Consider the following 17,823-nt stretch of genomic DNA (forward strand, 5'->3'; position numbering starts at 1 on the left):
TATAGCGAAATAAGAATTGAAGTTAAGGGATATTTAAGTATTTATGAGTCTGCAATGAAATTTCCCATTTCGGGTTAGCCATCACATATTCAATGATCATTGGTGTAATTTCCTTTGATTTTGACCACTCTGGCTGGAGGTACAGCTTACAATTTTTAGAAACCGTTTCTGCATACTGCTCGGCCCATTTGAAATCACTTTTGTTGAAGATAATGACTTTGAGCTCATTGGCAAAAGGAGTGATATCTGGGCGCGGTGCCTTAAACTTCTTCGGCGACAGGCAAATCCAGTCCCAGGATCCCGACAAAGGATAAGCACCGGACGTTTCGATAAATGTGAGGATGTTGCGCTCACGCAACTTCCGGGTCAGGTAATCCAGGTTGTAAATCAAAGGTTCGCCACCGGTGATGACTACTGCTTTTCCCGGGAAGCTGTCTGCTTTTTCCACAATATCGTCTGCGGCGGTAAGGGGATGTAATTCTGCATCCCAGCTTTCCTTTACATCACACCAGTGACAACCTACATCACAACCTCCAAGGCGGATAAAGTATGCCGCTTTTCCAGTATTAAATCCTTCGCCCTGTATGGTGTAAAATTCTTCCATTAATGGAAGCAATGTGCCGTCTGCTGGTATTTGATGTGCCATGATAAGGGCGCAAAGGTAACTAAAATATACTCAGAAAATGAGATTATGTGTATCTTGATGGGGTATAAATGACGGATATATGAAAAATGCAGTTGGTTATGAAGTGGGTTAAGTTAGAAGTGACTTTACCTAAGCACGATTTTGTGCATCAAATCAAAGTCGAAGGTAGGAAATTGTGTATGGTACGTGATGGCAACCGGCTTTTTTCCGTGCAGAACAATTGTCCACATGCCGGCGGTATTTTAAGTGGCGGATGGTGTAAAAATGGATATTTGATTTGTCCTATACATCGTTGGGAGTATCATCTTGAGACTGGCAGGGGAGCCGCAGGACAGGGTGATTATATTGATGTTTATCCAGTAGAGGAGCAGGAAGACGGTATTTATATTGGGTTTAAAGCAGGCTGGCTGAAACGTCTTTTTAGATGATTTTTCCGCCAGCCTCCTTTAAGGAACTATTTATAAATTTCTTTCTTTGCAGATGCAAGTGTGTTTTTCAATAATCCGACGATGGTCATCAGACCTACACCTCCCGGTACCGGAGTGATCCAGGATGATTTCGGAGCGACATTGTCGAAATCTACATCACCAAAAAGTTTATATCCTGACTTTGTAGCTTCTGAAGTTTCCCTGTTGATACCCACATCAATGATAATGGCACCTGGTTTCACCATATCGGCTGTGACAAAATTTTTCTTGCCAATGGCAGCAACGATGATGTCTGCCTGAAGCGCAATTTCCTGAAGGTTGGTAGTTTTGCTGTGGGTCAGTGTAACGGTGCAGTTTCCCGGGCTTGCATTTCTGGCCATCAGGATACTCATTGGGCTACCCACAATGTTGCTGCGGCCTACTACAACACAGTGTTTACCGGCAGTATCGATGTGGTATGCTTTCAGCATCAGCAGAATACCATAAGGTGTTGCTGGTATAAAGCAGGGCAGGTTACGCATCATTCTGCCCAGGTTGACAGGGTGGAAGCCATCTACATCTTTACGATAGTCGATGGTCTCTGTTACTTTTTCAGGATCAATATGTTTAGGCAAAGGCAACTGTACAATCAGCCCGTCTACACCTGCATCCTGATTGATTTCTTCAATTTTCTGAAGCAATTCAGCCTCGGTTACCGTGACGTCGTAGCGGATCAAAGAGGATTGAAAACCCACTTTTTCACAGTTTTTCATTTTGCTGGCAACGTAAGTTTCGCTGCCACCATCGTTGCCAACCAATATGGCTACCAAATGAGGTTTTCTGCCGCTTTCCGCTAAAAATGCCGCTGCCTCACTTGCGATTTCCTGTTTTATTTTTTCTGATGCAAATTTTCCGTCTAGTAACTGCATGTATTGAAGTTTTAAGTATCAGCAATGTGCTGATGTGATTAATCTAATTTGAGTACTGCCATGAAGGCTGTTTGTGGGATTTCCACGTTTCCTACCTGACGCATTCTCTTCTTACCTTTTTTCTGTTTCTCAAGGAGCTTGCGTTTCCGTGAAATATCACCTCCGTAGCACTTGGCAGTAACATCTTTACGCATTGCCCTTACGTTTTCACGGGCAATTACCTTTGCGCCGATGGAGGCCTGAATGGCAATCTCAAATTGTTGACGCGGGATCAATTCTCTTAATTTCTCGCAGATCTTTTTACCGAAATCATAAGAGTTTGCACGGTGGATCAAAGAGGAGAGTGCATCTACATGTTCTCCGTTCAGGAGGATGTCAAGACGTACGAGGTCAGATTGTTTGTATCCAATCTGGTGATAATCAAAAGATGCATAACCTTTTGATATCGTTTTCAGTTTATCATAGAAATCGAATACGATCTCACCCATAGGCATTTCAAATACCAGTTCGACACGGTCGGAAGTTAGGTAAGATTGATTGATGATGGTACCTCTTTTCTGAATACATAAGGACATTACCGGACCGACAAACTCTGCTTTGGTAATGATATTAGCTTTTATGAAAGGCTCTTCCACAAACTCCATTTTACTTGGGTCAGGAAGGTCAGAAGGATTGTTTACGATAATCTCATCGCCTTTTGTAGTGTGTGCAATGTAAGACACGTTGGGCACTGTGGTGATCACCGTCATGTCAAATTCCCGCTCCAGACGCTCCTGGATGATTTCCATGTGAAGCATGCCCAGAAATCCACAACGGAAGCCGAATCCCAGCGCTGCAGAGCTTTCCGGTTCGAAGACAATAGATGCATCGTTGAGCTGCAGTTTGTGCATCGCTTCGCGAAGTTCTTCAAACTCGTCGGTGTCTACGGGATAGATTCCAGCAAATACCATTGGTTTTACTTCTTCAAAACCCTGGATGGCATCTAAAGAGGGACGGGAAACATTAGTGATGGTATCACCAACTTTTACTTCCCTTGCTTCTTTGATACCAGATATGATATAACCTACGTCGCCCGTTTTAACGGTATCCTTAGGCAGCATGTTTAACTTCAGCACACCGACTTCATCTGCAAGATATTCTTTGCCAGTATTAATGAATTTCACTTTATCACCTTTTTTGATCTCACCATTGACTACTTTAAAATAGGCAATGATCCCGCGGAAGGAGTTGAATACAGAATCAAAGATGAGCGCTTGCAGTGGCGCTTCAGGTTCACCCACCGGAGCAGGGACCCTGTCGATGATGCCCTGAAGAATATCAGGGATTCCCATACCCGTTTTTCCGGATGCAGGGATAATATCTTCTCTCTTACAGCCAATCAACTCAATAATCTGATCTTTAACTTCTTCAGGCATGGCCCCAGGAAGATCCATCTTGTTAAGGATAGGAATGATTTCCAGGTCATGCTCCAGTGCCAGGTAAAGGTTGGAGATGGTTTGTGCCTGTATACCCTGTGAAGCATCAACGATCAGCAAAGCACCTTCACAGGCAGCAATGGATCTGGATACTTCGTAAGAAAAATCGACGTGTCCCGGCGTATCAATAAGGTTTAATATATATTCCCGTCCATCCAGCGTATAGTTCATCTGGATGGCATGGCTTTTTATGGTAATACCGCGCTCACGTTCCAAATCCATGTTGTCCAGCAACTGTGCTTGTGCCTCTCTTTGTGAGATGGTTTTAGTGTATTCCAATAAACGGTCGGCCAAGGTGCTCTTCCCGTGGTCAATATGTGCAATTATGCAAAAATTACGTATGTGCTTCATCAGTGGCGCAAAGATAAGATTTTGACTCGATTAATTTATTGTAATTTCATCAAACGGGGAATGCCTTGTTTTTTTGTTTTTCTGTTGGTACTGACTATTGGTCATAGGCCTTGTTGGCCATTTCAATTAGGTTTTTTACCGCCTGATCACTGGTCAGGTCGTAGCTGAATTCATCCACTGCCGCCCCCATGTTCAACGCTGCATTTCTAAATTCCATCCTGCTGGCAACAGGGCCTTTCGCACTGGAATGAAATTCGACTGCACCCGTCATGCGAATGAGCTGCCGGATGTTTTCTTCGCGCACACCTGCACCGGGCATGATCCTGATCCGGCCGGCGGCCTGTTCGATCAAAGACTTGATTTTATCTGCTCCCAGAAGGGCAGAGGATGCCCCTCCAGAAGTCAGGATCCTTTCAAACCCGAGGTCAATGATCTCCTCAAGCGCTTTTTCCATGTTATTGCACATGTCAAAGGCCCGGTGAAAGGTGACCCCCATCGGTTTTGCCAGTGCTATTAGTATGGCGCATCTCTCTTTGTCAATACTGCCGTCTGCATTCAGTATACCGGTAACGACACCGTCACAATTAAGTGATCCGCACATTTTGATATCTTCCTTCATCAGCTCAAATTCAAGGTCTGAATATAGGAAATCACCACCACGGGGCCGGATAATGGGATAAATCTGTATGTCTGTATGTTGTTTTGCAAGCTTTATCTGCGCATAGCTTGGCGTAGTACCACCCTCCGGCAGATTGTCGCAAAGTTCTACACGAACAGCTCCGCCGCGTTCTGCAGCCATCACCGAAGTTACGGAGTTGGCGCAAACTTCCATTTGTATCATAGATTATGAATAATGTCTGGTTAATAGTAGCTTTTTCCTGGAATCAGGAGGTCATTTTTTTCTGAATTGCATACTGCATAGCTGAAGCCTTTCTGGATGGCATAAGCACCATATTCCCCTTTTTTATTCAGCGCCAGAAAACCGACCTGTATTTCTTTGGCGGTGTTGGGTTTCTTCTTGATGATTCGCATGACCGCTTCTTTGCAGGCTTCTTCCGGCGGATAACCTTGTCTCATCAGTTCAACGACGAGAAAGCTGCCTACATTACGGATGACTTCTTCACCGACACCTGTCGAAGTTGCGCCACCAATTTCATTGTCTACATACAGGCCTGCCCCGATAATAGGGCTGTCGCCCACACGACCGTGTAGCTTATATGCCATACCACTTGTCGTACATGCACCTGAAAGGTTGCCTTTTGAATCTATGGCCAGCATGCCTATGGTATCGTGGTTATATTGGTTGCCAGGTAGTTTTGTTGGAGATGCCTTCTCATACAACTTATTCTCAATGTTCATGACTGGAGCATACTTTGCTGTCTTCAGCCATTCCTTCCATGCTTTTTCACTTTCTTTCGTCAGCAGGTTCTCCTTTTTAAATCCATTTTCCAAAGCAAACTGAAGCGCACCATCGCCAACCAGCATAACATGCGGTGTTTTTTCCATGACCAGTCGTGCGACAGAAATAGGATGGATGATGTGTTCCAGGCCGGCTACCGATCCACAATTGCCCAGCTCGTCCATGATGCAGGCATCGAGTGTTACGTGTCCATCGCGATCTGGCAAACCACCATAACCTACCGATTGATTTTTAGGATCAGCTTCAGGCACATGTACGCCCTTTTCTACTGCATCCAGCGCACGTCCACCAGAGGATAAGACTTTCCAGGCGGCCTGATTTGCCGCAATACCGAAATCCCAGGTAGAGATGACAATAGGTGGAGCCGCTGTCTCCTGAGCTCGGGGTAATATTGCCAATGCCTGCTGCCGGTCGACAGCAAACAGAGAGGCCGAGAGTGCTGATGCTTTAATGAATTTTCTACGGTTAAACATTTGTGGTTAGTGTTTTTGACAGGGATTATCCCTGGTGGTGGTATATGTTTGTGGTATTTTAAGCAATAATCTTAAACTGATCGGCATCCTTTAGAAAAGGGAAATGCGATCTTGTTTTTACGATTTCCTCATAGCTGATACTGAAAGTATACAGGTCTTCGTCTTCCGGTTTATAGTAGACCGTTTTTCCCATAGGATCAATACATTGAGAATGACCACTGTGATAAATCTCCTTCCCATCATGCCCCACGCGGTTTGCGGCGATGACGTAACTCTGGTTTTCTATTGCACGGGCAGGAATCAGGGCATTCCAATGTATGGAGCGCTTGTCAGGCCAACTGGCAATGAGGAGCAGTACATCGTACTCTTCTTTTTGGTTACGTAATGAAACAGGAAAGCGGAGATCGTAACATATTGCCAGGAGTATTTTCCAGCCTTTCAGTTCAACAATGACCTTTTCCTTACCGGCAGTATAAGTCTGCTCTTCACCTGCCAGGCTAAAGAGGTGTCTTTTATCGTAATGCTGATAACTGCCATCGGGGAGCATCCAGATCAGGCGGTTATAAAAATTTTTGTTTTCTTTGATGATCAGGCTGCCGGTGACCACACATTCGTATTTCTCTGCGATATCTTTCATCCAACGCATGGTTTTTCCATCCATTTCTTCGGCCAGCTCCGCAGCATTCATGCTGAAACCTGTGTTGAACATCTCAGGCAAGATGATCAGGTCTGTTTTTTCTTTTACGCCTGATGATAATCTTAAGGAAAGGTTCTGAAGGTTTTTATCGATGTTCTCCCAGAATAAGTAAGCCTGGAAAATGGTGATTTTCAGATTTTTTATATTCAGATGGCTTGGACTTTCCATGTTAATAATTTATAGGGTAATTATAATTTAACTAGTCTTTCAACGGCTTTTTCCAAAGTTTCTTGCTTTTTTGCAAAACAAAAGCGCAGAATTTGATGATCGGTGTTCCTTAAGTAAAACGCTGAAACGGGAATCGAAGCAACACCATAACTCCTGATTATGTGCTCTGCCATATCAGTATCCTTTTCGTCACTGAAGTGTGCATAGCTAACACATTGGAAGTAAGAGCCACTGCAAGGTAATAATTTAAACCTGGTTTCGCTGAGCAGGGAGCGGAACACGTCTCTTTTTTGCTGAAAAAACGGTGATAGTAACTGGTACTGGTCAGATTGTTTCAGGTATTTTGCAATACCGGCCTGCATAGGAGTATTGACGCTAAATACATTGAACTGGTGGACTTTACGAAACTCTTTCATCATCAGCTCGGGAGCGAGACAATATCCCACTTTCCATCCTGTTGCATGCAGAAGCTTTCCAAACGATGCTACAATAAAGCTACGTTCCCTGAGTTCAGGATACTGTGCAACGCTCTGGTGTTTTCTACCGTCAAAAACAATGTGTTCGTATACCTCATCACTGAGGATCAGGATATCTGTATTCTTTGTAAGTTTAACGAGGGCTTTGATGTCTTTCTCTGAAAGTATACAGCCCGTTGGATTTTGAGGGCTGTTGAGAATGATCATCTTGGTGTTCACAGAAAACAATTTCTTAACCATTTCCCAGTCGATCTCATAATTCGGAGGGCTCAGCTCGTAGGGCTTCACGATACCGCCAAGCATCTTTATAGTTGGGGCGTAAGCGTCGTACGCAGGCTCGAAAATGATGACCTCGTCTCCAGGGCTGATACAGGCTGTCAGTGCTGTAAATATAGCTTGTGTGCCGCCTGCCGTAATGGTGATTTCCGTATCAGGATGATAGTTTGCGGCGTAGAAGGCATTCATCTTTTCGGCAATCAATGTTCGCAATGCTGGCAGTCCTGCCATTGGTGCGTATTGATTTAAGCCTTTTTTCATTGCCTCAGTAATGTATCTGATGAGCTGCGGATCACAATCAAAATCGGGAAATCCCTGTGACAGGTTGATGGCCTGATGTTGTTCAGCTAGTCTGGACATTACCGAGAATATGCTGTTATTTGTGCCTGGTAGTTTTGATGGTATAGTGATCATGTAAAAGCGAAAATAGAAATAATATTTATCCCCTTATATCAGATTTATTTAATAATTTCAACCTGCTATGACTTTTAAGACAAAAGAGAGTAGGTTGCTGCTCATATTAGGGACTTTTTTTGTTGCCAATGCCATATTATCCGAGTTTATAGGAGTAAAGATTTTTAGTGTGGAAGGTACATTGGGCATCAGGCATTTCGATATCAATTTACTGGGAGTGCCTAATCTATCTTTCAATATGTCGGCGGGGGTGCTGACCTGGCCGCTGATATTCATCATGACCGACATCATCAATGAATACTTTGGTGTGCGTCAGGTACGCTTTCTGTCCATTCTTACATCCATCCTGATTGCTTACGCTTTTATTGTTGTTGGCGCAGCCATGCAGTTAAGGCCGTCAGACTTCTGGGTGCAGCAGAAGGTAGGCGGAGCATCACTAAATATGAATGTGGCTTTTGCGGGTATCTTTGGACAAGGGATGTGGATCATCGTTGGCTCTATTGTTGCGTTCCTGGTTGGTCAGATCGCAGATGTGCTCATTTTTCATAAGATTAAAAAGGTAACTGGCGACAAAGCATTGTGGCTACGTGCAACAGGCTCTACGTTGGTGTCTCAGTGCATAGATAGTTTCGTTGTGATCTTTATTGCCTTTTATCTCAATCCTCAGTACAATTGGAGCTGGCAGATGGTTGCTGCAATTGGTTTGGTGAACTATACTTACAAATTTATTGTTGCCATATTGATGACACCAATATTGTATGTGGTGCATGGGATTATTGACCGGTATCTCGGAAAAGACCTTGCTCAAAGGATGATCGACATGGCTGGTCGGAACTAGTGACTCCTTTACATCTTTATTCGCTTGTCGAATACAAAAGGATCAGATTTAAGCAATTTAATGAATCTAAAGTCCGCATGTTTTGGATTGATGAGGTAGTTGTTTTCAGCGGGAATGATAGAAGATGGGACTTTTAGCAGCGATGATCTGGCCTGCAGTATCCATTCTTCACCCAAGGCCTGTGTGAGCGGCATATTGGGGTAGGCGGTCCAGTCTTCAGGTAGTTTGCTTAAATCTATCGACATCACATAGAGATCATCCGGAATTTCAATAGTCATTATCTGGAAAGGATTATTCAGGCCGATCTGGTTTCTGTGTACGACATTTTCCAGGCAGGCGAGGGAGCGGGAGCCCGCCGTGTAAATGACATCCACATCATTGGGATTCCATCTTGCAGATCTTCCGGAAGCAGTTAAAGAAAGGGCGTATTTTGCTAGCGAAATTCTGAAAACCTGCATGTTATGCTAAATCACCATGTTCAATGCGGATCAGTTCCTCCTCAATAAGGGATATGCCGGTAATGGTATCCATAAGATCGAAAGGGGTCTGGTTGCCCAATCCATAAGCAGGAGTATTTAGCCATAGGTGAAAAGCCTTTGCTGATCCAAAAATTTCCATTCCTTTTTCGAAAAGGGAAAATGATTTCAATAACTTTTCACTCAGCGATGCATCTAGCTTCAAGGCACTGGCAGCATAATTCTGGATCGTTTTGACGTTGGTTTTAAAGGTGTCCTGAAATTCTTCTCTGGTGAAGCCGGACAAACTCAGGAAATCCAGTGCTGCCTTTGCGGATAACCCATTTTTTGAATTCGTTAATACACTTATCGGGTTAAGGTATAGTGACTGATATGGTGCGATTAATGCAGACTCAGCCACTAAAGCTGTTTTAGCTTTTATCTTATAGGGTTTAGGGGTATTTGCCATGATACATCAGTTTTCTATACAAATGTAGGAATTTTTTCCGATATCATAGGAATTTTTTCTAAAATAAGCTATACTGCATCATGAAGTACTTTTTTTATACGGCTGAGAAAGTAGTCCAGGTCAAAAGGTTTACTGATAAAATCATCTGCGCAAGCCTGTTCAAGGACATAAGCAGGCGACGCATGGGCAGACATGATGACCACATTTGTATGCTGCAGTGCGGGATTTGCCCTGATTGACTTACAAAGATCCAGACCATTTCCGTCCGGTAGCATGACGTCGATCACTACCAGATCGGGTGTTTTATCTTTCGGTTGAGCTTCGTAAGCTGTAAGGGTACCAAATACTTCCACTTCATAATCAGACTCTCTAAGCACATATTCTACAATAAATCTGATGTCTTCATCATCCTCCACGACGTAAATTAGTTTACCCATATGTCCAATTTCATTTGTTTTTTTATTAACGAACCAAGATAGGAAAGGTTTAAATTAAATGTATGAAATTTTAGAAAAACACGACTGGAATCGAAGAAATGTACGTTTATTTCCAAAATAATATATATTTGGCGCTTAATTAAATAATCACAACATGGAAAAATTTTCAAAAATTAAAGAATTACTGGCTGCTGTTGAGGCGGATGCAGAGAAGTTTTACAATTCAGGAAACAACGCTGCAGGAACAAGAGTACGTAAAGCAATGCAGGATTTAAAGGTGCTTGCTCAGGAAATCCGTACAGAAGTAACAGAAAAAAAGAACAGCGATAAATAATATCATTTATTCTTATACCTGGAGGCCCTTAAAAGCTTCCAGGTAAATTTAACCATTATGTCATATACAGCATCCCCAACCAGATATCAAAATATGCAGTACCGCAGGTGCGGTAAAAGCGGCCTCATGCTTCCTGCAATTTCTTTAGGCCTATGGCATAATTTCGGACATGTCGACCAGCTGGAAAACTGCAGTGACATTCTGAAGCTGGCATTTGACAACGGCATCACCCATTTTGACCTTGCCAATAATTACGGTCCTCCTCCTGGATCAGCTGAAGAGAATTTTGGCCATCTTCTGCAAAGGGATTTTGCCGCGCATAGAGATGAAATGATCATTTCTTCTAAAGCGGGTTATACAATGTGGGATGGTCCGTATGGAGATTGGGGCTCCAAAAAATACCTGGTATCAAGTCTGGACCAAAGTCTGAAAAGGATGAACCTAGACTATGTTGATATTTTCTATCACCACAGGCCAGATCCTGAAACACCACTGGAGGAAACCATGTCGGCATTAGACCTTATTGTACGTCAGGGGAAAGCACTCTATGTGGGGATTTCCAATTATCGTCCTGCAGAAGCCGCCGAGGCATTTGAAATCCTTAAAGGACTTGGTACTCCCTGCATCATTCATCAGCCAAAATATTCCATGTTTGAAAGATGGGTAGAAGACGGTTTGTTAAATCTGCTGGAAGAACAGGGCGTAGGTTGTATTCCCTTTTCTCCATTGGCACAGGGGCTGCTGACTGACAAATACCTCAAAGAAATCCCTTCAGATTCAAGGGCTGCAAAGTCGCACGGCGCATTACAAAAAAATCAGATTACCAAAGAAAAAATACAGCAGCTGAACCAGCTGAATGCGATTGCGGAACAACGCGGGCAGAAATTAGCGCAGATGGCATTGTCGTGGATCTTGAAGGACTCACGTGTCACCTCGGTGCTTGTAGGTGCCAGTAAGCCAGAACAGCTTGCGGATTCTCTGAAATGCCTGGACAACATTGTTTTTAGTGATGATGAACTTCGGGATATTGAAAGTATATTATCCGGGTTAACCATGATTAAGCCTTAATTTTTATCTTTAAGCATGGAAGAAAAACAAACTTTGCCAGTATTGAATGCAGAGGAGCTTCGTGTACTGGGGGTGCTGATGGAGAAATCCAAAACTACACCAGAATATTACCCGATGACAATCAACGCTTTAACTGCTGCGTGCAACCAAAAAACATCACGCAAACCCGTTGTGAATTATGACGAACAGACAGTCGTCCTGACATTGGACGGGTTAAAAAGAAAGGGTTTGATTTCAACAGCTACGGGAGGATCAAGCAGAAGTATAAAGTATAAACATAATTTTGCCATTGTTTTTCCGGTACTTCCACAAGAGGTGGCAGTGCTTTGCCTGCTGATGCTCAGAGGTGCGCAGACACCTGGTGAGATCAATACCAATTCTGGCCGTTTATATGAATTTGAGTCGCTGGATGATGTGCAGGATGTGCTGGAGCGTTTGTCCGATCCTGAATTGCCTTACGTCATACAACTGCCTAAACGCGCAGGGCAAAAGGAGGTCCGGTACGTCCATCTACTTGGTGGAGTTCCTGATCTTCAGGCAGAAGAAGAATATGAAGCTCTCGGTGCCAGCAGATCTGCAGTAGCACTGGAAACACGGCTGGCAAAAGTAGAAGAGGAGCTTGCTGAGCTTAAAGCTGCATTCGATAAATTAATGGCGGAACTGAGCTGATCTGCTTATAACCAAACTCACTTTTTAATATGATTTGAGGCACTAATTTTAATGTCCCCTCAGCATAGATTTGTTGTATCCCACAACAATAACTCAACTATGCTTATGGAAAAATACGTCATTAAAAGAAACGGATCCTTTCAGTCTTTTGAGAGCTACAAAATTGAAGATGCAATTAGGAAAGCCTTCAGCAGCGTCAATGTTCCACACCAGCATGACCTTGTAGTGCGCGTACTTTCACTGCTCATCCGCAAAGAAAAATGGGCAGTAGAGGAGATCCAGGATGTGATTGAAAGAACACTGTTTGATGCTGGTCTTTTTGAGGTTACCCGTTCTTTTATGCGTTATCGCCATACCCGGAAAATGCAGCGCGCACATAGCAATGGGCTGAATGACGATACCACCTACATCGACAGTACACAGGCCATAGAAGAATATATCCGCCAGACCGACTGGAGGATCAATGCCAATGCCAATACTTCTTATTCCAACGCCGGTCTGGTCAATAATACAGCAGGTAAAATCATTGCGAATTACTGGCTGGACAAGGTCTATTCACATGAAGAAGGATATGCACACCGGAATGGCGATATTCATATTCATGACCTCGATTGCCTTACTGGTTACTGTGCAGGATGGAGCTTAAGGGCATTGTTGAATGAAGGTTTTAATGGTGTACGCGGGCGTGTCGAAAGTAAAGCGCCGGGGCACTTCCGGGAAGCCCTCGGGCAAATGGCCAATTTCCTCGGCATTCTGCAAAGTGAATGGGCCGGTGCACAGGCTTTCAGTTCTTTTGATACTTATCTTGCGCCGTATGTATTTAAAGATCGATTGTCCTATGTTGATGTGCTGAAAACTGTAAGGAGTTTCATCTATAACCTGAACGTTCCTGCAAGATGGGGTCAGTCGCCTTTTACAAACATTACATTGGACTGGGTGGTTCCGCAGGATCTTCAGGATCAGATGCCTACCAAAAAAGATCTCCATCTGTTTAAAGATGTTGAAGATCAGGGGTTGGTATCGGAAGCCATCGGGAGAGGAGCACCTGCACTTTCCGAAATGCGGTATGCGCATTTTCAGAAAGAAATGAATATGATCAATAAGGCGTACTACGAGGTCATGACAGAAGGGGATGCCAATGGCCAGCCTTTCACTTTCCCGATCCCAACGGTGAATATCACGGAAGACTTTGACTGGAACGGTGAGAATGTCGACCTCTTATTTGAGAACACAGCCAAGGTTGGTTCCTCCTATTTTCAGAATTTTATTGGCAGTCAGTATACGCTGGACGAAACCGGTCTAAGGGTAGAAAATCCCGAAGCATATAAACCAAATGCGGTGCGTAGTATGTGTTGCCGGCTTCAGCTGGACCTCAGGGAGTTGCTTAAACGTGGTAACGGATTATTTGGAAGTGCCGAGATGACCGGTAGCATTGGCGTGGTCACCATTAATATGGCCCGGCTGGGATTTCTGTATCATGGTGATCCGGAGAGCTTTTATGAAGAACTGGACCGTTTGTTATACATCTCGAAATCCACATTGGAGAAAAAACGTGTCTTTATTCAGGAGATGTACGACCGTGGCCTCTATCCCTACACAAAAAGATACCTGCCGCATTTTAGAAATCACTTTTCTACAATTGGAGTAAATGGCATGAACGAGATGATTATCAACTTCAGCTCGCATGAAGATGACATTACGACTGAGTCAGGAATGGCCTTTGCCGAGCAGGTGTTGGAGCACATCAGAAAGAGAATGAAAGAATTTCAGGAAGCTACGGGCAACCTGTATAACCTGGAAGCAACGCCCGCTGAGGGCACGACATATCGCTTTGCCAAAGAAGATAAAAAACGTTACCCGGATATTTTCCAGGGCGGAACCATTCAGAATAACTATTATACGAATAGTTCGCAGCTCCCCGCCGATTATACAGATGACCCCTTTCTTGCACTTAAATTGCAGGATAACCTGCAGTGTAAGTATACCGGGGGAACCGTACTGCACCTCTATATGAGAGAAAAACTCAGCTCTGCTGAAGCTTGTAAACGTTTTGTACAAAAGGTATTGACCAATTTCAGATTACCCTACATCACTGTAACTCCGGTCTTCAGTATATGTCCGGTTCATGGATATCTGAATGGTGAACATGAATATTGTCCTAAATGTGATCAGCTCATTATCGAAAATCATTTAAAAAAACTAGAATATGAAAACCACTGAAACAACAGAAGTCAACGAAATCCTGATCAAACATCAGAGAAAAAGAACCAAATGTTTAGTTTATACACGTGTAATGGGTTACCACAGGCCAGTAGAAACATTTAATATCGGTAAAAAAGGAGAACATCAGCAGAGAAAGTGTTTTGAAGAAGATCAGAAAGACAAATTCGATTTTTAGCATTACGCCATTTACGCTGCTGGACTATCCTGATAAGTTGGCTTGTATCGTTTGGTTCGCCGGCTGTAATATGCGTTGCATTTACTGTTATAATCCTGACATTGTACTGGGAAAGGGAAGGCTAAGTGCACCGGATGTCATTACCTTTCTGCATTCCAGAAGATTGCTTCTTGACGGCGTGGTGCTTAGTGGTGGAGAATGTACCATGCATAAAGACATTATTCCACTAGTGGCAGAAATCAAGAGGATGGGCTTTTCAGTAAAGCTGGATACCAATGGTTCCATGCCGGGAGTTTTAAAAAAACTTCTGGATGCACAATTGATCGATGCCATAGCCCTTGACTTTAAAGCGTTGCCTGGAAATTATGAAATGGTGACCGGAGCGGATCTTTTTCGACCATTTGCTGAGAGTTTATCATTGTTGATTCAGTCCGACATACCGTTTGAGGTACGCACCACCTTACACAGTGATCTGATTAGCGTTGATTACTTTCAGCAGATGATGTCCTACCTGCAGAGTAAACATTATAAAGGTGATTATTTCATTCAGCAATTCCGGAATAATGTTCCTGTACTTGGACAACTGAATTATTCCTTGCCTGAATTTGATGCTTCCCGGTTTTCCACATCTGAGATCAGGGTGTTGGTCCGGTAAATGAGGTTCTAATCATCTTCCAATACCGTTTTAAGGTTGATGAGTCCGGTTTGAAGGTCTTTGCCAATCATGTCATCCATATCCATAAACAACAGCATAATGTTCATCGGGTAAGTCATCCGTCCTTTAAACCCCCACTTCACCAAGGTCCCGGTATTTCCGTCATCTTCGGTAATGAGGTAGGCATCATCTTCAGCGTCAAATGGCTCCTTAAAACGGAGTTTTGTGTCTAGCCTTCTGCCATACGATACGCCTGTAATTTCCTGTTCACCTTTACCCAGATCCTTATTCTTACTGTCCCAGGTAGCAATGAAGCCGACTTTTCCGTCAATACCACTATACGTTTTTTTCATTGAAGGATCCATTCTATTCCATACGCTGAATTGATCCTGGTTGCGTAGCAGTCTGATAAAATTATACACTTCCAGCCTAGGCCGCTCAATTTCAATATGCCTTTCAACAGCATAGTCTTTTTTTGTAAATATCGCGGCGATGAGTGCCAGGACAATTAATCCTAATAGTCCCAATAAAATTCTTTTGATCGTTTTCATGACGCAGGTCTGTTATCTGGTTCGTTGCAGGCTAATTTAAAGTATTATTGACCATAAATGAAATTGGTGACTGCTCTTGTATCATTGCTGTATCTTTCATAACACTTATTCTTATAAATGTCTATATTCATATGTTAATCAACTAAAACGTTTTTAATTTATGTACCAACTGTCATGAACCGGATAATGACCATTTGTTCGATTGCTGTGGCTGGCTATTTGCACCAGCTTCCCGCATTTGCACAGCAAAAGACAAAGCAGATAAGTAATGTATCTGCTGTTTTGATCAACAAAAATCCATACATGGAACTGCCGCTTGGCGCAATAAAGCCAAATGGCTGGCTGAGGGAAATGCTGCAGCGTCAGAAAGATGGGGCTACTGGTCGTCTGGATGAACTCTATCCGCAGGTCATGGGTAAACGTAACGGCTGGCTTGGGGGAGATGGGGATCAATGGGAACGTGGCCCTTACTGGATAGACGGTTTGCTGCCATTGGCTTATCTGCTGGAAGACCAGTCAATGATTGCCAAAGTAAAACCCTGGGTAGAATGGGCCATCAATAGCCAACAGCCGGATGGATACTTTGGTCCCTCAAAAGATTATCCCTACGAGCAGGGCCTCCAGCGAGACAGCAGCAGGGATTGGTGGCCGAAGATGGTGATGCTGAAGATACTTAAACAATATTACAGCGCAACTGCCGACCCACGGGTTATTAAACTTATGACAGCGTATTTCAGGTTTCAGCTGAAGGAGCTTCCTTCAAAGCATTTGGATCACTGGTCGTTCTGGGCGAGGTATAGAGGCGGTGACAACCTGATGATGGTTTATTGGTTGTACAACATCACCGGCGACGCCTTTTTGCTTGATCTGGGAGAACTACTGCATAGACAAACTTTCGATTTTACCAATGCATTTGCGAATACAAATATGCTTTCATCACTATCCAGTATCCATACAGTTAATCTTGCACAGGGTATGAAAGAACCGGTAATCTACTACCAGCAGCATAAAGATCAAAAATACCTTGATGCAGTAGATAAAGGTTTGGCGGATATCAGAAAATATAACGGTATGGCGCATGGTGGCTATGGTGGCGATGAAGCGCTGCACGGCAACAATCCTACGCAGGGCTTGGAGCTCTGTACCGCTGTGGAGATGATGTTTAGTCTGGAAAGTATGCTGGAGATTACCGGAAAAACAAGTTATGCGGACAAACTGGAAAAACTTGCATTTAACGCGCTGCCAGCGCAGGTCACTGACGATTTTATGGCCCGGCAGTACTATCAGCAGGCCAACCAGGTGATGGTTACACGAGGTACACGCAATTTTGAACAGAACCACAATGGCACTGATGTCTGTTATGGACTCTTGACGGGTTTCCCATGCTGTACTTCAAATATGCATCAAGGCTGGCCTAAATTTACACAGAATTTATGGTACAAGACCGATGATCAAGGAATTGCTGCGCTTGTGTATGCGCCAAGCGAAGTGCATGCCCAGGTTGCAAATGGGATAGAGATTTTTTTTAAAGAACAAACAAATTATCCTTTTGAGGAGCGGATCAGATTTACATTGGAAATGCCAAAGAGGATCAAAAATCTTAGTTTTCCTTTTCATCTACGTATTCCGGAATGGTGCAAACGGGCAACGGTAAAGATTAACGGAAATACATGGAAGGAAGTGGATGGTAATCAGGTTGTAAAAATTAGTCGGCAGTGGAATACAGGTGATGTTGTGGAGTTATTGCTACCCATGGAAATATCCAGGAGCAGATGGTACGAAAATTCGGTATCTATAGAACGGGGACCGATTACCTATGCTCTTAAAATTGAGGAGGAATTGAAAATGGTAGAAAATACTAAAGATCCACAGGAATACGGGAGCAGCTACATAGAGATACGTCCAAAATCCGCATGGAATTATGGCTTGATTGACCACAAGGATGATCAACTAGAGACACTTTTTCAGGTGGAAGATTCTAATTTTAATGGAAACTTTCCATGGAACCTCGAAAATGCACCGATCAGCATCAGGACGAAAGCGAAACAAATTCCTTTCTGGGAATTATATAACGATATGACCGGCCCGCTGCCTTTCAGTACTATCTACGGGTTGGAAAACACTGCAACGACTGAGATTAAGCTAGTTCCGTATGGTTGCACATCTCTTCGCATTTCTCAGTTTCCAATTGTAAAATAGAGATGAAAATGAAATAAA

At 43.4% G+C, this 17,823-nt stretch carries 20 protein-coding genes; 9 read left to right on the forward strand and 11 right to left on the reverse strand.

What is annotated here, in order from left to right:
* Positions 1-22: 22 nt before the first annotated feature.
* Positions 23-646 (reverse strand): 7-carboxy-7-deazaguanine synthase QueE, encoded by a 624-nt coding sequence (locus PBAL39_RS03450; RefSeq protein ID WP_039866020.1) that lies wholly within the window; start codon positions 644-646, stop codon positions 23-25.
* 98 nt (positions 647-744) lie between these two features.
* On the opposite strand from PBAL39_RS03450, the gene PBAL39_RS03455 reads away from it, so the two are divergent.
* The gene (locus PBAL39_RS03455) at positions 745-1,074 is read left to right on the forward strand and encodes a Rieske (2Fe-2S) protein (protein ID WP_157273881.1); all 330 of its coding nucleotides are present in this window, start codon (positions 745-747) and stop codon (positions 1,072-1,074) included.
* 26 nt (positions 1,075-1,100) lie between these two features.
* Here the strand turns inward: PBAL39_RS03455 and PBAL39_RS03460 are convergent, their stop codons facing one another.
* From PBAL39_RS03460 to PBAL39_RS03485, 6 genes are all read right to left on the reverse strand, one after another.
* The gene (locus PBAL39_RS03460; protein ID WP_008238373.1) at positions 1,101-1,982 is read right to left on the reverse strand and encodes a bifunctional 5,10-methylenetetrahydrofolate dehydrogenase/5,10-methenyltetrahydrofolate cyclohydrolase; all 882 of its coding nucleotides are present in this window, start codon (positions 1,980-1,982) and stop codon (positions 1,101-1,103) included.
* A 38-nt stretch (positions 1,983-2,020) separates the two neighbouring features.
* Positions 2,021-3,808: a translation elongation factor 4 gene (gene lepA / locus PBAL39_RS03465; protein ID WP_008238374.1), complete on the reverse strand. Its 1,788-nt coding sequence runs from the start codon at positions 3,806-3,808 to the stop codon at positions 2,021-2,023.
* Between the two features lie 94 nt (positions 3,809-3,902).
* The gene (locus PBAL39_RS03470) at positions 3,903-4,640 is read right to left on the reverse strand and encodes a copper homeostasis protein CutC (protein WP_232282890.1); all 738 of its coding nucleotides are present in this window, start codon (positions 4,638-4,640) and stop codon (positions 3,903-3,905) included.
* Between the two features lie 29 nt (positions 4,641-4,669).
* The gene (locus tag PBAL39_RS03475; RefSeq protein WP_008238376.1) at positions 4,670-5,701 is read right to left on the reverse strand and encodes a N(4)-(beta-N-acetylglucosaminyl)-L-asparaginase; all 1,032 of its coding nucleotides are present in this window, start codon (positions 5,699-5,701) and stop codon (positions 4,670-4,672) included.
* Positions 5,702-5,759: 58 nt separating this feature from the next.
* Positions 5,760-6,566: a nitrilase family protein gene (locus PBAL39_RS03480; protein ID WP_008238377.1), complete on the reverse strand. Its 807-nt coding sequence runs from the start codon at positions 6,564-6,566 to the stop codon at positions 5,760-5,762.
* A gap of 20 nt (positions 6,567-6,586) precedes the next feature.
* Entirely contained in the window at positions 6,587-7,732 is a 1,146-nt protein-coding gene (locus PBAL39_RS03485) for a methionine aminotransferase (protein WP_039866022.1), read from the reverse strand.
* A 67-nt stretch (positions 7,733-7,799) separates the two neighbouring features.
* Between PBAL39_RS03485 and PBAL39_RS03490 the strand changes: the two genes are divergently transcribed.
* Positions 7,800-8,570: a queuosine precursor transporter gene (locus PBAL39_RS03490; protein ID WP_008238379.1), complete on the forward strand. Its 771-nt coding sequence runs from the start codon at positions 7,800-7,802 to the stop codon at positions 8,568-8,570.
* Positions 8,571-8,578: 8 nt separating this feature from the next.
* Here the strand turns inward: PBAL39_RS03490 and PBAL39_RS03495 are convergent, their stop codons facing one another.
* From PBAL39_RS03495 to PBAL39_RS03505, 3 genes are all read right to left on the reverse strand, one after another.
* Positions 8,579-9,028: an RES family NAD+ phosphorylase gene (locus PBAL39_RS03495; RefSeq protein WP_008238381.1), complete on the reverse strand. Its 450-nt coding sequence runs from the start codon at positions 9,026-9,028 to the stop codon at positions 8,579-8,581.
* 1 nt (position 9,029) lies between these two features.
* Positions 9,030-9,494: an antitoxin Xre/MbcA/ParS toxin-binding domain-containing protein gene (locus tag PBAL39_RS03500; protein ID WP_008238382.1), complete on the reverse strand. Its 465-nt coding sequence runs from the start codon at positions 9,492-9,494 to the stop codon at positions 9,030-9,032.
* Between the two features lie 68 nt (positions 9,495-9,562).
* A complete protein-coding gene (locus tag PBAL39_RS03505; RefSeq protein WP_008238383.1) occupies positions 9,563-9,931 on the reverse strand; it encodes a response regulator transcription factor in 369 nt (122 codons plus the stop codon).
* 154 nt (positions 9,932-10,085) lie between these two features.
* Here PBAL39_RS03505 and PBAL39_RS03510 point away from each other — a divergent pair, with 154 nt between their 5' ends.
* The 6 genes from PBAL39_RS03510 (at position 10,086) to PBAL39_RS03535 (ending at position 15,055) form a co-directional block, all read left to right on the forward strand.
* A complete protein-coding gene (locus PBAL39_RS03510) occupies positions 10,086-10,265 on the forward strand; it encodes a hypothetical protein (protein ID WP_008238385.1) in 180 nt (59 codons plus the stop codon).
* A gap of 57 nt (positions 10,266-10,322) precedes the next feature.
* Entirely contained in the window at positions 10,323-11,333 is a 1,011-nt protein-coding gene (gene mgrA / locus PBAL39_RS03515) for an L-glyceraldehyde 3-phosphate reductase (protein ID WP_039866023.1), read from the forward strand.
* Between the two features lie 15 nt (positions 11,334-11,348).
* Positions 11,349-12,002, forward strand: coding sequence for a YceH family protein (locus tag PBAL39_RS03520; RefSeq protein ID WP_008238389.1), 654 nt, complete (start codon positions 11,349-11,351; stop codon positions 12,000-12,002).
* A 105-nt stretch (positions 12,003-12,107) separates the two neighbouring features.
* The gene (locus PBAL39_RS03525) at positions 12,108-14,222 is read left to right on the forward strand and encodes a ribonucleoside triphosphate reductase (RefSeq protein WP_039866024.1); all 2,115 of its coding nucleotides are present in this window, start codon (positions 12,108-12,110) and stop codon (positions 14,220-14,222) included.
* Positions 14,209-14,400, forward strand: coding sequence for an anaerobic ribonucleoside-triphosphate reductase (locus tag PBAL39_RS25775; RefSeq protein ID WP_008238391.1), 192 nt, complete (start codon positions 14,209-14,211; stop codon positions 14,398-14,400). Before PBAL39_RS03525 ends, PBAL39_RS25775 begins: the two co-directional genes overlap by 14 nt.
* On the forward strand, positions 14,366-15,055 hold the full coding sequence (locus PBAL39_RS03535) for an anaerobic ribonucleoside-triphosphate reductase activating protein (RefSeq protein ID WP_232282891.1): 690 nt from the start codon (positions 14,366-14,368) through the stop codon (positions 15,053-15,055). The genes PBAL39_RS25775 and PBAL39_RS03535 overlap by 35 nt, the downstream gene beginning before the upstream one ends.
* Positions 15,056-15,063: 8 nt before the next feature.
* On the opposite strand, the gene PBAL39_RS03540 is transcribed toward PBAL39_RS03535, so the two are convergent.
* Complete coding sequence (locus tag PBAL39_RS03540) at positions 15,064-15,606, reverse strand: SRPBCC family protein (RefSeq protein WP_008238393.1); 543 nt, start codon at positions 15,604-15,606, stop codon at positions 15,064-15,066.
* Between the two features lie 174 nt (positions 15,607-15,780).
* Between PBAL39_RS03540 and PBAL39_RS03545 the strand changes: the two genes are divergently transcribed.
* A complete protein-coding gene (locus PBAL39_RS03545; RefSeq protein ID WP_083801688.1) occupies positions 15,781-17,805 on the forward strand; it encodes a beta-L-arabinofuranosidase domain-containing protein in 2,025 nt (674 codons plus the stop codon).
* The last annotated feature ends 18 nt before the right edge of the window (positions 17,806-17,823 follow it).

The sequence above is a fragment of the Pedobacter sp. BAL39 genome (assembly GCF_000170795.1).
Taxonomy (GTDB): domain Bacteria; phylum Bacteroidota; class Bacteroidia; order Sphingobacteriales; family Sphingobacteriaceae; genus Pedobacter.

Bases quoted from the DNA above. Each gene is read 5' to 3' on its own strand.
- PBAL39_RS03450 (WP_039866020.1), bottom strand. From the start codon at position 646: ATGGCACATCAAATACCAGCAGACGGCACATTGCTTCCATTAATGGAA.
- PBAL39_RS03455 (WP_157273881.1), top strand. From the start codon at position 745: ATGAAGTGGGTTAAGTTAGAAGTGACTTTACCTAAGCACGATTTTGTG.
- PBAL39_RS03460 (WP_008238373.1), bottom strand. From the start codon at position 1,982: ATGCAGTTACTAGACGGAAAATTTGCATCAGAAAAAATAAAACAGGAA.
- lepA (WP_008238374.1), bottom strand. From the start codon at position 3,808: ATGAAGCACATACGTAATTTTTGCATAATTGCACATATTGACCACGGG.
- PBAL39_RS03470 (WP_232282890.1), bottom strand. From the start codon at position 4,640: ATGGAAGTTTGCGCCAACTCCGTAACTTCGGTGATGGCTGCAGAACGC.
- PBAL39_RS03475 (WP_008238376.1), bottom strand. From the start codon at position 5,701: ATGTTTAACCGTAGAAAATTCATTAAAGCATCAGCACTCTCGGCCTCT.
- PBAL39_RS03480 (WP_008238377.1), bottom strand. From the start codon at position 6,566: ATGGAAAGTCCAAGCCATCTGAATATAAAAAATCTGAAAATCACCATT.
- PBAL39_RS03485 (WP_039866022.1), bottom strand. From the start codon at position 7,732: ATGATCACTATACCATCAAAACTACCAGGCACAAATAACAGCATATTC.
- PBAL39_RS03490 (WP_008238379.1), top strand. From the start codon at position 7,800: ATGACTTTTAAGACAAAAGAGAGTAGGTTGCTGCTCATATTAGGGACT.
- PBAL39_RS03495 (WP_008238381.1), bottom strand. From the start codon at position 9,028: ATGCAGGTTTTCAGAATTTCGCTAGCAAAATACGCCCTTTCTTTAACT.
- PBAL39_RS03500 (WP_008238382.1), bottom strand. From the start codon at position 9,494: ATGGCAAATACCCCTAAACCCTATAAGATAAAAGCTAAAACAGCTTTA.
- PBAL39_RS03505 (WP_008238383.1), bottom strand. From the start codon at position 9,931: ATGGGTAAACTAATTTACGTCGTGGAGGATGATGAAGACATCAGATTT.
- PBAL39_RS03510 (WP_008238385.1), top strand. From the start codon at position 10,086: ATGGAAAAATTTTCAAAAATTAAAGAATTACTGGCTGCTGTTGAGGCG.
- mgrA (WP_039866023.1), top strand. From the start codon at position 10,323: ATGTCATATACAGCATCCCCAACCAGATATCAAAATATGCAGTACCGC.
- PBAL39_RS03520 (WP_008238389.1), top strand. From the start codon at position 11,349: ATGGAAGAAAAACAAACTTTGCCAGTATTGAATGCAGAGGAGCTTCGT.
- PBAL39_RS03525 (WP_039866024.1), top strand. From the start codon at position 12,108: ATGGAAAAATACGTCATTAAAAGAAACGGATCCTTTCAGTCTTTTGAG.
- PBAL39_RS25775 (WP_008238391.1), top strand. From the start codon at position 14,209: ATGAAAACCACTGAAACAACAGAAGTCAACGAAATCCTGATCAAACAT.
- PBAL39_RS03540 (WP_008238393.1), bottom strand. From the start codon at position 15,606: ATGAAAACGATCAAAAGAATTTTATTGGGACTATTAGGATTAATTGTC.
- PBAL39_RS03545 (WP_083801688.1), top strand. From the start codon at position 15,781: ATGAACCGGATAATGACCATTTGTTCGATTGCTGTGGCTGGCTATTTG.